This is a genomic window from Pseudomonas sp. AG1028 (genome assembly GCF_007993955.1).
Classification (GTDB): domain Bacteria; phylum Pseudomonadota; class Gammaproteobacteria; order Pseudomonadales; family Pseudomonadaceae; genus Aquipseudomonas; species Aquipseudomonas straminea.
Genome location: NZ_VIVP01000014.1, coordinates 74,858 through 89,646, shown reverse-complemented (window position 1 = coordinate 89,646; position 14,789 = coordinate 74,858). Strand labels below are relative to the sequence as shown.

Annotated in this window: 13 protein-coding genes and 1 pseudogene; 8 read left to right on the top strand and 6 right to left on the bottom strand. The window is 62.3% G+C overall.

Annotation, left to right across the window (positions count from 1 at the left end; genetic code table 11):
• Positions 1-20 precede the first annotated feature (20 nt).
• Complete coding sequence (locus tag FB481_RS21575; protein ID WP_147177735.1) at positions 21-2,057, bottom strand: S9 family peptidase; 2,037 nt, start codon at positions 2,055-2,057, stop codon at positions 21-23.
• A 185-nt stretch (positions 2,058-2,242) separates the two neighbouring features.
• On the opposite strand from FB481_RS21575, the gene FB481_RS21570 reads away from it, so the two are divergent.
• From FB481_RS21570 to FB481_RS21560, 3 genes are read left to right on the top strand one after another with little or no spacing between them, the layout of a single operon-like run.
• Entirely contained in the window at positions 2,243-2,716 is a 474-nt protein-coding gene (locus FB481_RS21570) for an MFS transporter (protein ID WP_147177733.1), read from the top strand.
• Between the two features lie 24 nt (positions 2,717-2,740).
• Positions 2,741-3,517, top strand: coding sequence for a class II glutamine amidotransferase (locus FB481_RS21565; protein WP_147177731.1), 777 nt, complete (start codon positions 2,741-2,743; stop codon positions 3,515-3,517).
• 34 nt (positions 3,518-3,551) lie between these two features.
• Entirely contained in the window at positions 3,552-4,085 is a 534-nt protein-coding gene (locus tag FB481_RS21560; RefSeq protein WP_147177729.1) for a DUF2937 family protein, read from the top strand.
• 128 nt (positions 4,086-4,213) lie between these two features.
• Here the strand turns inward: FB481_RS21560 and FB481_RS21555 are convergent, their stop codons facing one another.
• The 4 genes from FB481_RS21555 to FB481_RS21540 form a co-directional block, all read right to left on the bottom strand.
• Positions 4,214-5,392, bottom strand: a complete 1,179-nt coding sequence (locus FB481_RS21555; protein WP_147177727.1) for a VWA domain-containing protein — start codon at positions 5,390-5,392, stop codon at positions 4,214-4,216.
• Between the two features lie 9 nt (positions 5,393-5,401).
• A complete protein-coding gene (locus tag FB481_RS21550; RefSeq protein WP_147177725.1) occupies positions 5,402-5,797 on the bottom strand; it encodes a GFA family protein in 396 nt (131 codons plus the stop codon).
• Entirely contained in the window at positions 5,797-6,642 is an 846-nt protein-coding gene (locus FB481_RS21545; protein ID WP_147177723.1) for a MoxR family ATPase, read from the bottom strand. Before FB481_RS21545 ends, FB481_RS21550 begins: the two co-directional genes overlap by 1 nt.
• A gap of 104 nt (positions 6,643-6,746) precedes the next feature.
• On the bottom strand, positions 6,747-7,820 hold the full coding sequence (locus tag FB481_RS21540) for a DUF748 domain-containing protein (protein WP_093503400.1): 1,074 nt from the start codon (positions 7,818-7,820) through the stop codon (positions 6,747-6,749).
• A gap of 135 nt (positions 7,821-7,955) precedes the next feature.
• Between FB481_RS21540 and cysK the strand changes: the two genes are divergently transcribed.
• Positions 7,956-8,930: a cysteine synthase A gene (gene cysK / locus FB481_RS21535; RefSeq protein WP_093503402.1), complete on the top strand. Its 975-nt coding sequence runs from the start codon at positions 7,956-7,958 to the stop codon at positions 8,928-8,930.
• Between the two features lie 146 nt (positions 8,931-9,076).
• Here the strand turns inward: cysK and FB481_RS21530 are convergent, their stop codons facing one another.
• Positions 9,077-9,964, bottom strand: coding sequence for a DMT family transporter (locus FB481_RS21530; RefSeq protein ID WP_147177721.1), 888 nt, complete (start codon positions 9,962-9,964; stop codon positions 9,077-9,079).
• Between the two features lie 320 nt (positions 9,965-10,284).
• On the opposite strand from FB481_RS21530, the gene FB481_RS21525 reads away from it, so the two are divergent.
• The 4 genes and pseudogenes from FB481_RS21525 (at position 10,285) to FB481_RS21520 (ending at position 14,755) form a co-directional block, all read left to right on the top strand.
• A complete protein-coding gene (locus FB481_RS21525) occupies positions 10,285-12,435 on the top strand; it encodes a TonB-dependent receptor (protein WP_147177719.1) in 2,151 nt (716 codons plus the stop codon).
• A gap of 152 nt (positions 12,436-12,587) precedes the next feature.
• The gene (locus FB481_RS23410) at positions 12,588-12,713 is read left to right on the top strand and encodes a PA1414 family protein (RefSeq protein WP_013791016.1); all 126 of its coding nucleotides are present in this window, start codon (positions 12,588-12,590) and stop codon (positions 12,711-12,713) included.
• A 476-nt stretch (positions 12,714-13,189) separates the two neighbouring features.
• Positions 13,190-13,471: pseudogene (locus FB481_RS23750) on the top strand (PAS domain-containing protein); the annotation flags it as partial.
• 264 nt (positions 13,472-13,735) lie between these two features.
• On the top strand, positions 13,736-14,755 hold the full coding sequence (locus FB481_RS21520; RefSeq protein ID WP_372239583.1) for a methyl-accepting chemotaxis protein: 1,020 nt from the start codon (positions 13,736-13,738) through the stop codon (positions 14,753-14,755).
• The last annotated feature ends 34 nt before the right edge of the window (positions 14,756-14,789 follow it).

Here is a 14,789-nt window from a genome sequence, read left to right as displayed (position 1 = left end):
TCCGCTGCGATCACCCGCTATCAGCCTGCCGCGCTTATGCCGAGCACCTTGAAGATGAAGGCGTATTCCAGGGCCACATCGCGAATGGCCTGGTAGCGGCCGCTCATGCCGCCGTGGCCGGCTTCGAGGTCGGTCTTGAGCAGCAGCAGGTTGTTGTCGGTCTTCAGCTCACGCAGCCGCGCCACCCATTTGGCGGCCTCCCAGTATTGCACGCGGCTATCGTTGTAGCCGGCCACGGCGAGGATCGCCGGATAGCGCTGTGCCTTTACATTTTCGTAAGGGGCGTAGCCTTTGATCCGCGCGTGCACCTCGGGCTCGTTGGGGTCGCCCCATTCGTCGTACTCGGTGACCGTCAGCGGGAGTTCCGGGTTGAGCATGGTGTTGAGCACGTCGACGAAGGGCACCTCTGCGATGGCGGCGGCGAACAGCTCCGGGCGCAGGTTGAGCGTGGCGCCGATCAGCAGACCACCGGCGCTGCCGCCGCTGATCACCAGCTGCGAGGCGCTGGTGAAGTCCTTGGCGATCAGGTGTTCGGCGCAGGCGATGAAATCGCTGAAGCTGTTTTGCTTGTAGGCGAGTTTGCCAGCGCGATACCAGGCTTCGCCCAGTTCACCGCCACCGCGCACATGGGCGATGGCGAACACCACGCCGCGGTCGAGCAGGCTCAGCCGTGCGTGGGAAAACCAGGGGTCGAGGCTTTCGCCGTAGGCGCCATAGCCATATAGATAAAGTGGCGCTGCCTGGCCCAGGGCATCACGGCGCGCCACCAGGCTGATCGGTACCTGGGTGCCGTCCGGCGCGGTCGCCCATAGACGTTGGTTTAGGTAATCGTCGGCATCGAAGTCGCCAAGTACCGGTGTTTCCTTGAGCACCTTCTGGGTACCGTCAGCCAGGTTTAGTTCGCGGATCTGCGCCGGGCGATTGAGCGCCTCGTAGCGCAGGCGAATCACCGGGCTGCTGAACTCCAGGCTGTCCTGCACGTACAGGCTGTAAGCCGCATCCGGCAGGCTGACGCGGTAGCCGGCCATGCCCTGCGGACGTACGTCGATCACCGGCAAGCCGCCTTCGCGCAGGCTGAGTACCAGCGCCGACTCCGCCAGGCTGACCCCTTCGAGCATGACGTGTTCGTCGTGCGCCACCAGTTCCTGCCAGTGAGGCCGGCTGGGCTGCTCGGGCGCTGCGCTGTACAGCGCGAAGTTGATGCCGCTCTGGTTGCTGCGAATCAGCCAGGCCCACTGGCCGTCCAGCTTGCCGTGGTCGGCGTAGTACTCGTGGCCTTCCTCGCGCGGTGCCAGGCACTGAAAGGCCCGGTCGGGGCTTTCGGCATCGACAACCCAGCATTCCGTGGTGGTCTTGCTGCCCAGCAGTAGCACCAGCTGGCGCTCGGAGCTGCTGCGATAGCAGCTGAGAAAGAAACGCTCGTCGGCTTCGTGGAAAACCTGGCTGCTGCGCGCATCGCCCAGGCGAAAACGATGCAGGGTGGCAGGGCGGTGGGTGTCATCCAGTTCGCCGTAGAACAAGGTCTGGCTGTCGTTGGCCCAGGTCATGCTGCCGTCGCAGTTCTCGAACGGCAGCTCGGTGATGGTGCCGCTAGCCAGCTCCTTGACGAACAGCCGATAGATCTCGTCGCCGCTGGTGTCCAGGCTGTAGGCCAGGCGCTGCTGGTCTGGGCTGATGCTGAAGGCGCCCAGGGACAGAAAGCCGCCCGCGGCAATCTCGTTGGGATCCAGCAGCAGTTGCTCGGCCTTTTCATCGATAGCCAAACTGTCATCGGTCGGGCGAGGGCAGCGATAGTGGCGCGGGTAGTCATCGCCTGCCGTGGTGCGTTGGTAATAGAGGTAGTCGCCCCAGGGCGTGGGCAGCGACAGGTCCGTTTCGCGGATGCGCGCCTTGATTTCCTGGAACAGCTGCTCGCGCAGCGGCAGGTCGTCCAGCTGGCTTTCCAGGTAGGCGTTCTCGGCACGCAGGTGTTCCAGTACCTCGTCGCTATCGCGTGCTTCCAGCCAGTTATAGGGATCGGCGCCAGAGGCCTTGCGGGCGATGGGGGCGGTGGTCATGAGTGTCTCCAGAGCGCGGGGCGACCTTGGGGCGTTTCCAAAAACTGCTGCGACTGGTTTTTAGGAAGGCTGCGAAGGCGCCGAACCGGGTAAAAGCCGTTATCATAAGCGCCTTTGTCGTCTGGCGACCGCGTAAATGCGCTGCCGCCTGCGCGAGCCCAGTCAAGCCAGGGAACACCGCCCTCATGATCGAAAACGACTATCTCCTCGCCTGGGGCGCCTACGCGATTGCCGCACTGGGCTGCCTGCTGGTGTGGTTCAAGCTGACCAGCTGGATGTGGCGCTACCTGCGCGAGCCGCTGCGCGTGCTGGTGGCGATCCTTCTGTTTTGCCCGACCATCGTCGACCCGGCCAAGGATCTGTTCGCCCCGGCCGTGGCGATCGTCGCCCTCGATCTGCTGTTCAAGGTCGGCAGCAATGCCTGGCGCGCCGTGGCGGATTTGGCCATGTACGGGATGATCGCCTTTGCCGTCTACCTGGTATTCGTAGCCATTCGCTGGCCGTTCTTGAGCCGCGCCAAGGCGCGCAAGGCGGCGCGCGAAGAGCAGCAGGGCGAAGACAGCGACCTGACCCTGCGCGAGCGCCTGCAGCAGGAGCAAGAACCCACTTATTCGGCGCCACGCAGCGGCCGCGGCGCGCGCGTCGAACCGCGTTTGTAAGCCTGACCAGTCGGGAGCCCGGCCATGTGCGAATTGCTCGGCATGAGTGCCAACGTCCCTACCGATATCGTTTTCAGCTTTACCGGGCTGATGCAGCGGGGCGGACGTACCGGGCCGCATCGTGATGGCTGGGGCATCGGCTTCTATGAAGGGCGCGGCCTGCGCCTGTTTCAGGATCCGCGGGCGAGCAGCGAGTCGGAAGTGGCGCAGCTGGTGCAGCGTTACCCGATCAAGAGCGAAGTGGTGATCGGACATATTCGCCAGGCCAACGTCGGCCGGGTGTGCCTGGCCAACACCCATCCCTTCGTGCGTGAGCTGTGGGGGCGCAACTGGTGCTTCGCCCATAACGGTCAACTGGCCGACTTCCGCCCGGCCCTGAGCTTCTACCGTGCGGTGGGCGACACCGACAGCGAGTCGGCCTTCTGCGACTTGCTCAACCGTATTCGTACCAGCTTCCCGGAAGCCGTGCCGGTCGAGGTGCTGTTGCCTGAACTTGTCGCGGCCTGCGCGGCCTATCGACAGCATGGCGTGTTCAACTGCCTGCTCAGCGATGGCGACTGGCTGTTCAGCTTCTGCTCCACCAAGCTGGCGCACATCACCCGGCGTGCGCCGTTCGGCCCTGCGCACTTGCGTGACGCCGACATGAGCGTGGATTTTCACGCAGAAACCACGCCCGATGACGTAGTTTCGGTGCTGGCCACCGAGCCGTTGACCGACAACGAAGCCTGGTCGGTCTACCAGCCGGGTGAATGGCGTTTGTGGCGCGCGGGCGAGTGCATCGCCCAAGGCCTGAGCAACTGACAGATGTCCCGCGTGGCGGGGCCGCGAGGGAAGGATGATTCGAAGTTATCTGCGTCTGGCGTTGTTCGCCCTCGGCCTGTTGCTCGGCGTTCAGATACCGGGGTTCATCGATGATTACGCCAAGCGCGTAGAGGCCCATCGACTGGAGTCCGAGCAGAGCCTGAGCGGCTTTCGCGACACTGCCCGGCGCTTCTTCAATGGCGACTTGCAGCGACTGGTCGGCCACTACCGCAATAGCAGCGACCCGGTGATGCAAAGCGATGCGCGCAGCGTCGGCCTGCTGGTCGAACGCTCGGCGCTGCTGGAGCAGGAGTCCCTGGCCATGCAGGGGCCGTGGTATCGACAGGTTTGGCACCTGGCGACCGCGGCCGACGCACAGTTGCTGGCGGAAACCCGCGCCGCTTATCGCTATCAGGTGCTCCTCGCGCCTGAAGCAATCGCCTGGGGTATCGCCTGCGCACTGTTCCTGGCCTGGATTGTGGAGAGCATTGTGCTGTTGCTGGTTCTGCCGTTTCGGCGCCGCGAGCGTCGCAGCGTGCCCGAGCGACAGACGCCGCGCATGCGCTAGTGCGTGCATGAACCCACCAAGCGATATTCGGTATTGCGCAAGTTGCGTGGCCTGGGTTGAGCGAAGCGGTACCCAGGTTGCCCATCTCCCGGGTGTCGCTGCGCTCGACCCGGGCCTCAGATGCGCAACTACTTGGCCAGAAAACGCATGCCGTCTTCCAAACCCTGCAGGGTCAGCGGGAACATCTGGTCGTTGATCAGATCGCGGACGATGCGCGTCGAGCTGGTGTAGTCCCAGGCTTCGCGCGGGTAGGGGTTGATCCAGATGAGCTTCTTGTAGGTTTCCATAAAGCGCTGCAGCCACAGGTAACCCGCTTCCTCGTTCCAGTGCTCGACGCTGCCGCCAGGCTGGGTGATCTCGTAGGGCGCCATGGCCGCGTCACCGATAAACACCACCTTGTAGTCGGCGCCGTACTTGTGCAGCAGGTCGTGGGTGGACACCCGCTCGGACGTGCGGCGCAGGTTGTTCTTCCACACCGATTCGTACACGCAGTTATGGAAGTAGAAATACTCCATGTGCTTGAACTCGGTACGGCAGGCCGAGAACAGCTCCTCGCAGACCTTCACGTGAGCGTCCATCGAACCGCCAATATCGAAGAGCAACAGCAGTTTGACCGTGTTGCGACGCTCCGGGCGCATCTGAATGTTCAAGAGGCCGCCGTCGCGGGCGGTGTGGTCGATGGTGCCGTCCAGGTCCAGCTCGTCCTGGGCGCCCTGGCGGGCGAACTTGCGCAGGCGGCGCAGTGCGACCTTGATGTTGCGCGTGCCGATCTCCACCGAGTCGTCGAGGTTCTTGTACTCGCGCTGGTCCCACACCTTGACCGCCTTGCCCTGGCGCTTGCCGGCATCGCCGACGCGGATGCCTTCCGGGTTGTAGCCGCCCGAGCCGAAGGGGCTGGTGCCGCCGGTGCCGATCCATTTATTGCCGCCAGCGTGGCGTTCCTTCTGTTCTTCCAGGCGCTTCTTGAACTCCTCGATCAGCTTGTCGAGACCGCCAAGCGACTGGATCTGCGCGCGTTCCTCGTCGGTCAGTGAACGCTCGAATTCCTTGCGCAGCCACTCTTCGGGAATCAACGCTTCGAGGTGCTGATCGAGGTTCTGCAAACCGTCGAAGTAGGCGGAAAAGGCCCGGTCGAACTTGTCGAAGTGCCGCTCGTCCTTCACCAGAATGGCACGAGCCAGGTAATAGAACTCGTCCATGTCGGCGAACACGACCTTGTGCTCGAGCGCACTGATCAGGTCTAGCAACTCGCGCAGGGACACCGGCACCTTGGCCGCGCGCATTTCGTTGAACAGGTTGAGCAGCATGGCGCGTCCTCAGTGGCGGTCATCGACGGGCAGGCCGTCGTTGAGGCAGTACCAGTCGGCCTTCGAGCGGGTGTAGATGTGCTTCTGCTCGACCGTCGGCAGGGCCGTGTCCAGCGTGCCAAGCGCCACCGACACCCACTTGGGGTAAGGCTGCTCGGAAAACCATTGCAGGTTCGAGCCACAGCGCTGGCAGAAGGTACGGCTCACGCTCGGCGAAGAATTGAAGGTGCTGACAGATGCCTCACCTTCGGTGAAGCGAAAGTGTTCGCGGCGCACGTTGCCGTAGCTGGCTAATGCCGCGCCATGAGCTTTGCGGCACTGGCTGCAATGGCAATGACTGGCCGATTCGATGGGCGCGTCGATTTGGTATTTCACCGTGCCGCACAGGCAACTGCCGCTATGCATCAGCGGTTACCGCGACGTGCCATGAAGGCGAGACGCTCGAGCAACTGCACATCCTGCTCGTTCTTCACCAGGGCACCGGCCAGTGGCGGAATGGCCTTGGTCGGGTCGCGCTCGCGCAGCACCGCTTCGCCGATGTTGTCGGCCATCAGCAGCTTGAGCCAGTCGACCAGCTCGCTGGTCGAGGGTTTTTTCTTCAGGCCCGGCACCTTGCGCACGTCGAAGAACACGTCCAGCGCTTCGGCCACCAGGCTGTTGCTGATGCCGGGGTAGTGCACGTCGACGATCTTCTGTAGAGTCTGACGATCCGGAAAGGCGATGTAGTGGAAGAAGCAGCGGCGCAGGAAGGCGTCCGGCAGCTCCTTTTCGTTGTTCGAGGTGATGATGATGATCGGCCGGTGCCTGGCCTTGATCGTCTCGTCGGTTTCGTAAACGTAGAACTCCATCTTGTCGAGTTCTTGCAGCAGGTCGTTGGGAAACTCGATGTCGGCCTTGTCGATTTCGTCAATCAGCAGGACAACGCGCTCCTCGGCCTCGAAGGCCTCCCAGAGCTTGCCCTTCTTGATGTAGTTGCGAACGTCGTGAACCTTGTCGGCGCTCAGTTGCGAGTCGCGCAGGCGGCTTACCGCATCGTATTCGTAAAGGCCCTGGTGCGCCTTTGTGGTCGACTTGATGTGCCAGGTGATCAGCCGCGTGCCGAAGGATTCGGCCAGTTGCTCGGCGAGCAGGGTCTTGCCAGTGCCGGGCTCGCCCTTGACCAGCAACGGACGCTGCAGGGTGATGGCGGCATTGACCGCGAGCTTGAGGTCATCGGTGGCGACATAGTGCTCGGTGCCTTCGAACTTCATCGGGAATCCTCACGCGGGGCAGGCGAATGCGAAAGCGCCGACTATAGCTTGTGCAGCTTGTAACTGTGAACGCCGCCGAGGTATTCAGTCACTGAATGGACGGCTCACGGCTCTTCAGCGGCGTCCCGTTCGAAACCACTGTTGAAGGCCTGCACGAAGCCGTTGCGCAGGATGCCGATAAAGGCCTCGAAGGCGCTGACGTTTTGTTGCTTGGTGCTGCCACGCAGTTCCACACGGGTGGCGATCTGGTCACGCGGCTGATTGCGCAGCACCTTTTCACTGCCGGCGACCACCGCTTCCCAGATCGAGCGGAAAAAACCCTTGTTCTGGTTCTCTACGTCCTGCTGCCAGTCGAACACCTCGACGTTGCGCAGCAGTGGCTTGATGTAGCCGCTGAGCTGGGAGTCCTCGGCGAAGGCCTCGATGACGATATCGCCGGTGCCCGATTTGAAGTCGAACTTACCGTAGGCGTTGGCCAGGTCATTCAGGCGTGGCAGCTCGATGTTGGTGGCGCGCACGCGGAACTCGAAATCCTGGAAGTTGTGGAAAGGGTCGAACACGGCACTGGCTTCCAGCGGTGCCTGGTTCATCAGCTTGGCCTTGCCCTCGAAACGCGCGACGCGGTCGCCCTGTTCGTCCGCCACGTTGGTCAGGTTGTAGAAGCTGGCCTGGATGGCGTTGGCCTTTAGCTTCACCGGCGGCGAGGAATTGAAGTTGTAGAAACCCAGGGTGCCGTCGTTGATTCGCGCTTCGTTTAGGGTGATAGGCAACAGTTTGTTCAACTGTTCGCGCCAGTCGGTGCCTTCACCGGTCTGCGAATCCTCGCGGCTCTTGCCGTCGACGAAGTTGACCTCCGGGCGCTCGAATACCACCCGGGCGACCACGGCGCGTTTTTCCAGCAGTTCGTTCCAGCTCACCGAGATATCGATCTGCGGTGCGTCGACGAAAGGGACGGGGAGGTCCTGGTTGACCTTGACGATGCGCAAGCCGTTGATCCGATAGCCGCCGCGCCACAGTGCCACGTCGATGTCATCGATATGGCCGCGGTAGTCGCCCATTTCGGCCAGCTTTTCGTTCAGGTAGTCGCGCACCATGTAGGGCAGGGCGACGTGCACCGCCAGCAGCAGGGCAAGCAGGCCGAGGCAGATCCACAGGGGCAGGCTGTAGCGACGTTTCATCGGAGGTGTCCGGTTGCGCGGTGTGTGGAAGTGGACTGCCGCCGATCGGCCTGAGTTCGACTTTCCAGACGCTGGACGCGCCTGGGCTTGAGGCATAGGCTGACGGGCTCAGTCATGACAAGGAACCGGTATACCATGAGCCGCATTTACGCAGACAACGCCCAGGCTATCGGCAACACTCCGCTGGTGATGATCAACCGCCTCGGGCCCAAGGGCGTGACCATCCTGGCCAAGATCGAAGGCCGCAACCCGGCCTATTCGGTGAAGTGCCGGATCGGCGCCAACATGGTCTGGGACGCAGAGGCCCGCGGAGTGCTCAAGCCGGGCATGACCCTGGTCGAGCCGACCTCCGGCAACACCGGCATCGGCCTGGCCTTCGTCGCCGCCGCCCGTGGCTACAAACTGATGCTGACCATGCCGGCCTCCATGAGCCTGGAGCGCCGTAAGGTATTGAAGGCGCTGGGTGCCGAGCTGGTGCTGACCGAGCCGGCCAAGGGCATGAAGGGCGCCATCGAGAAAGCCGCCGAAATCGCCGCCTCCAACCCCGAGCTGTACTACATGCCCCAGCAGTTCGAGAACCCGGCCAACCCGGCGATCCACGAGAAAACCACCGGCCCGGAAATCTGGAACGACACCGAGGGCGCCATCGATGTGCTGGTGTCCGGCGTCGGCACCGGTGGCACCATCACCGGCATCTCCCGCTACATCAAGCAGACCCAGGGCAAGGCGATCCTGTCCGTGGCGGTCGAGCCGGTTTCTTCGCCGGTGATCAGCCAGACCATCGCCGGAGATGAAGTCAAACCCAGCCCGCACAAGATCCAGGGCATCGGCGCCGGCTTCGTGCCGAAGAACCTCGATCTGTCGCTGGTCGACCGCGTCGAGCAGGTCACCGACGAAGACGCCAAGGCCATGGCCCTGCGCCTGATGCGTGAAGAAGGCATTCTCTGCGGGATTTCCTGCGGCGCGGCGATGGCCGCAGCGGTACGCCTGGCCGAACAGCCGGAGATGCAGGGCAAGACCCTCGTGGTGATCCTGCCCGATTCCGGCGAGCGCTACCTGACCAGCATGCTGTTCAGCGACCTGTTCACCGAGCAGGAACTGCAGCAGTAGATTTGCACGACCAGATCGTTCCCGATGCTCTGCGCGGGAACGCCTTAAGGGACGTCAGGTGATCTGCCAATTGGTGGGCTGAAGCCCACCCTACGCGGTACATGCAGTTGTAGGGTGGGCTTCAGCCCACCAAAAGCGAGCCTGCATCAAGCCGGCACCTTCGCTCCAGGTCGAACCACCAACCACAACGCGATAGCGATCAGCACGCCGCCGTACAGATGCGCCCAGGACAACGGCTCGCCGAGCAGCAGCGCGCCCCACAGCACGCCAAAGATCGGGATCAGAAAGGTGGTGGTCGATGCCTTGATCGGCCCGATGTCGTTGAGCAGGCGGAAATACAGCACATAGGCGAACGCCGTGCAGCCCAGCCCCAAGCCCAGCAGCGATGCCCATTCCAGCCAGCCGCCCCAGCTGGTTGGCGCTCCCAAGGCCAGTGAGCCGGCGAACAGCGGCAACAGGAACAGGCTGGCGCCCAACAAGCTGCCGAACGCGGTGAGTCGGTTATCCAGCCGGCCTGCGATCCAGCGCCGGGTCAGAAAACCGGCCACGCCATAGCAGGCTGTCGCCAGCAAGCAGGCGAAGGCGCCCAGCAGCAAGCCCATGTCCAGTTCCGCCGGCCCGCTGCGGGTCAGCACGGCGACGCCGAACAGGCCCAGGGCGACACCCGCCGCGCGGCTCATCGTCATCGCTTCGGCGAAGAACAAGGCACCGATCAGCACGCCCATCATCGGCGTGGTGGCATTGATGATCGCCGAGTAACCCGCCGGCAGCACCAGCGCCGCCATGCTGTACATGGCCGAGGGGATGCCGGCATTGATCACGCCGAGTACCAGACAAAAGCCAAGTTTGCCGTGAAAGTCCCATTTCACCCGCATCAGCAGCAGGATTGCCAGCAGGCCGAGCATGGCGATGGAGGCGCGAAAGAAGGCGGTCGGCATACTGCCAATCACTGGCGCGACGATACGCATGAACAGGAAGCTGGCCCCCCAGATTGCAGCGAGCAGCAAGAGGCGCAGCATGTCGGCAGGGCGCACGGCGGGCTCCAGTCATCTAAAGAAGGGCGGCAGTGTTGCTGGATGATGCACGCAAGGCAAGCTCACCGTCCGCCGGTATAGGCTTACCGTCGCAATGCGCGGCGTGCCCATGGTCGCGTGCTCGAGGCGCCCGGGACTCACTATTGTTTGAACGACGGCGCAGGCCTGCAGGTCGCACCTCAGGCCTGCACCGGTCACAATGGCGGGCTTTGCGACCGCGTGGCTGAGCTGGCCAGCGGTCAGTCTCCCGCTTGCCTGGGCCACTCGATCCGGGTGGCTGCGCCACGGGGCGCCGAGTCGAACTATGAAAGGATCTTCCAATGAGCTGTAGCCCCCCATCGCGCCCCTTCGAACTCTCCCACCTGAGCCGCGCCATCCTGTTATGTGGCTGTGCGGCGGCGGGCACTGCGCAGGCGCAGGAGGCGACCGATACGCTGGTGCTTGAGCCCAGCGTGGTCAGCGGCTCGCGCAGCGAGGCGCAGAGCTTCGACCTGCCGTTTTCGGTGGACAGCATCGACCGCGAACAGATCAGTGACGGTCAGCTGGGCATCAACGCCTCGGAAGTGCTGACGCGGGTGCCCGGGCTGGTGGTGCAGAACCGCCAGAACTACGCGCAGGATCTGCAGATATCGTCCCGAGGCTTCGGGGCGCGCTCGGCCTTTGGCGTGCGGGGGCTGAAGCTGATCACCGATGGCATTCCCGCCAGCACCCCGGACGGGCAGGGCCAGGCGGCGACCTTCAACCTCGACACCGCCGAACGCATCGAAGTGCTGCGCGGGCCGGCTTCCACGTTGTACGGCAGCAACGCCGGTGGGGTGATCCAGGTGTTCTCACGCGATGGTGCGGGTCGCCCGCGTATCGGCGCCGAGACGCTGATTGGCAGCGACGGCCTGAGCCGCAATCACCTCACCGCCGAAGGCGAAGCTGACGGCGTGGGCTTCGTGCTCGACGCCTCGCGCATGGACACCGACGGCTATCGCGACCACAGCGCCGCGCGCCGTGACCAGACCTTCGCCAAGCTCAATTTCAAGCCCGATGAAGACAGCAAGCTGGCGCTGATCTATAGCAGCCTGGAGCAGAACGGCACCCAGGATCCGCTGGGGCAGGCGTGGGAGGCTTATAAGGCGGATCCAAGATCGGTAACCGCGAACGCGTTGGCGTACAACACCCGCAAAAGCATTGATCACCAACAGTTGGGGGCGAATTACGAGCGCTACTTTGGCGACGCTACTTTGCAGCTAACGGCTTATGCTGGTAAGCGCAGCGTTACCCAATACCTTTCGATTCCCAAATACACACCAGGAGGAACCCTAACTCCGTCGAATAATCTCCGTGGCGGTGGGGTTGTGGACTTCGACAGGGATTTTCATGGCGGCAGTGTTCGTTGGCTCCAACCTGTAAATGGAGTCGCGGGGGACCTTCAGCTGGTATTTGGCCTCGACTATGACCAAAGCCGTGATGATCGACGTGGTTATCAAAACTATGTGGGCGATCAGCTTGGGATTAAGGGGGAGTTACGTCGCGACGAGATCGATACGATGACCAGCTTGGATCCTTATGCCCAGGCTACCTGGACAATAGGTAACTGGACACTGCAGGGCGGGCTTCGTTACAGCACAGTAGAAGTTGATATCGATGATAAATACATCACTCCTACTAACTTGGATGACAGCGGTAACAAGCGGTTTAGCAAGGCCACTCCTTCGGTCAGCGTTGGTTATGCTTTTACCCCAAATCTCAACGGCTACGTCAGTGTGGGTAAGGGTTTTGAGACGCCGACTCAAGGTGAATTGGCCTACTCGCCAGATGCCGCTGGAGTTGGCGTGAATTATGGGCTGAGACCATCGGAAAGTACTCAATACGAGATCGGGTTGAAGGCGCGCATTGCTGAAACGACTCGAATCAACGCCGCCATCTTTCAGATCAACACCGAGGATGAGATAGTCGTAGCGGGCAGCAATGGTGGCCGCACCAGCTACCAGAACGCCGGCAAGACCCTGCGGCGCGGTTTCGAGCTAGGCGTCGAAAGCCAGTTCACCGAACAATGGTCGGCTGCGTTGGCCTACACCTACCTGGCCGCAACTTATGATTCGCGCTTCGTCGCCGGCAACAACAGCATCGATAAAGGCAACGATTTGCCCGGCGTACCTCGCACCACGCTATTCGGCGAGCTGGCCTGGAAGCCGGTCGACGGCATCAGTACGGCACTCGAAGGCCTATACCGCAGCAAGGTTTACGTAGAGGACACCAACGCCGAGAAAGCCGCGCCGAGCTACACAGTGTTCAACTGGCGCACGCGATTCGAGCAGCACTTCGGCCCCTGGAAAACCCACCAGACCCTGCGCCTGGATAACCTGCTGGATCGCCAATACGTCGGCTCGGTAATTGTCGGCGATGGCAACAGCCGTTTTTACGAAGCGGCGCCCGGGCGCTCCTGGTATGCGGGGGCCGGCATCGAATATCAGTTTTAAGGCGAGGTGGGACGTGCTGGCTGACAAACAAAGCGACAGTCGGTAGCGACTTGCAACGCTTTGAGGCTGCTTGGCTCTCCACTCGCGCCAGGGTTTGGGCTACTCTCAAGTCAAGCGGTCACCAAAGCCGTGCGCAGTTCGAGGATGCACTTATGAAAAACTGGTTCGAAAAAATCACTGCCCAGCTCAATGCCCTGTTTGCCCCGCGCATGCAGCCCATTCCAATTCGTAGCGAAGAGCAGCGTCGTTTGGCCGAAGAGCGCCGTCGCCGCCGCTGATCCACCCCCGTGAAATTCCTCCACAAGCGTCCTTTTCGGCGCTTGTTTTGAGTCGTCAACGCCTTGGCGGTGATTGGCGCTCGTTTTCTTTTATCGATAAGTGACATGTTGATCGGTTCGATACGTAAGCATCGAACCATTTTCATGGGTGCTCGCCCTTTCACTTATGTATCCGGCATTACCCTTTGCCTATTCCAATAGCCCTTATTGCTGGTACCCAGCGTGCTGAGACGCGCGCGTTGCCGACAAGCGGCCTTGAACTTGGTTCAACGTATTCTCAAGTCGCTCAAAAAATTGCCGACAAAAAAGCAGACCCGTTCGGGAGGGTATGGCACGGAGCCGGCTGGCGGCTTCGCGCTTGTCTTCTGTTCAGCGTTTGAGCGTTACCGCCTGCCCGTGCTGGCGCGGCTATTTTGCTGTGCTAGACATAGTTGAGCGGAAAGGACGTACCCTTCACGTACTAAAGGACTGCAACCATGCGTCAGAATCTTCCGGTAACTCAGCGGGAAAGGACTTTTCCCGGCCACGAGCGGTTGATTTCCACCACTGATTTGAGCAGCAAGATCACCTATTGCAACGATGCCTTTGTGGCGATCAGCGGCTTTACACGTGGAGAGCTGATCGGCCAGCCGCACAATCTGGTGCGCCATCCCGATATGCCGCCAGCTGTATTCGGCCACATGTGGGACACCATCAAGCAGGGCAAGCCTTGGATGGGTATCGTCAAGAACCGCTCCAAGAATGGCGATTTCTACTGGGTCAGCGCCTATGTCACGCCCGTTTACGAGAATGGCAAGGTGGCCGGGTACGAATCCGTGCGTTCACTGCCCAGCGAAGATCAGAAGCGTCGCGCCGAGGCGCTGTATGCAAGGTTGCGCGCCGGCAAAGCGCCCGTGCCGAAAATCGAACACCTGACCTATGACCTGATTCGCTCCTGGCCGCTGATTGTCACCGCGCTGGTAATCCTCGCCGCCCAGAGCACGCTTTCCGGCGTGTGGCTGGCGGCGCTCGTGGTCGCGGTGATGGCTGCGCTGGGCTCCTATCAGCTTTACAGCAAGCGCGCACTGATTCGCCGTACCCTGGCGGAGCATCCCAAGGCGTTTACCAGCAGCCTGGTGGCGCTCACCTATAGCGACAGCCGCGGTGCCCAGGCCTTGCTCGACATGGCGATGATCAGCGAAGAGGCGCGCTTGCAGACGGCGCTGACGCGACTCGAAGATGCCGGCGTCAACGTCAAGCGGCAGGCGGCCCAGGCCGCGGGTTTCTCGCGCTCAGGCGCCGAGATGCTCGATCAGCAGCGCAGCGAAACTGACCAGTCGGCCACCGCCATCAACCAGATGGCAGCGACCATTCAAGAAGTAACCCAGAACGTGCAGACTACCAGCCATGCGGCCGAAGAGGCCGACAGATTGGCCCGCGAAGGGCGACAGCTGGCCGGTGGCAGTCTGGAATCCATGCAGCACATGGCCAAGGCTGTGGTGGATATCGGCCAGGCTGTAAACGATCTGGCCAACTCCACCCAATCGATCGGCAGCGTGGCTGATGTGATCACCTCGATTGCCGAGCAGACCAACCTGCTAGCCCTCAACGCCGCTATCGAAGCAGCCCGTGCCGGCGAGCAGGGGCGGGGCTTCGCCGTGGTGGCCGACGAGGTTCGTTCGCTGGCTTCGCGTACTCGCGAGTCGACCCAGCAGATTCACCAGATCATCGCGTCGCTACGGGCCGGTGCCGAGCGCGCCGTCGCCACTGCCGGTCGCGGTGAGGAGATCTCCCGTGAAAGCGTGCAGAGCGTAGAAGCGGTGCGCATTGCGCTGGACGGCATCAGTGAATCTGTCAGTCGCATCAGCGGCATGAGCCAGCAGATCGCGGCGGCCTCCGAGGAGCAGGGCCAGGTGGCCGACGATATCAGCCGGCAGATTACCCGCATCGCCCAGCTCTCCGAGCAGGGCGCCGAGCAGGCCCATCAGGGCGCGGCGATCGGCAAGGAGTTGGAAAACATGGCCGACTACCTGCACAGCCTGGCCGAGCGTTTCAACCGCTGACCCTCTGCCCTCGGCTGCGCGGGCCTGCTGTGGC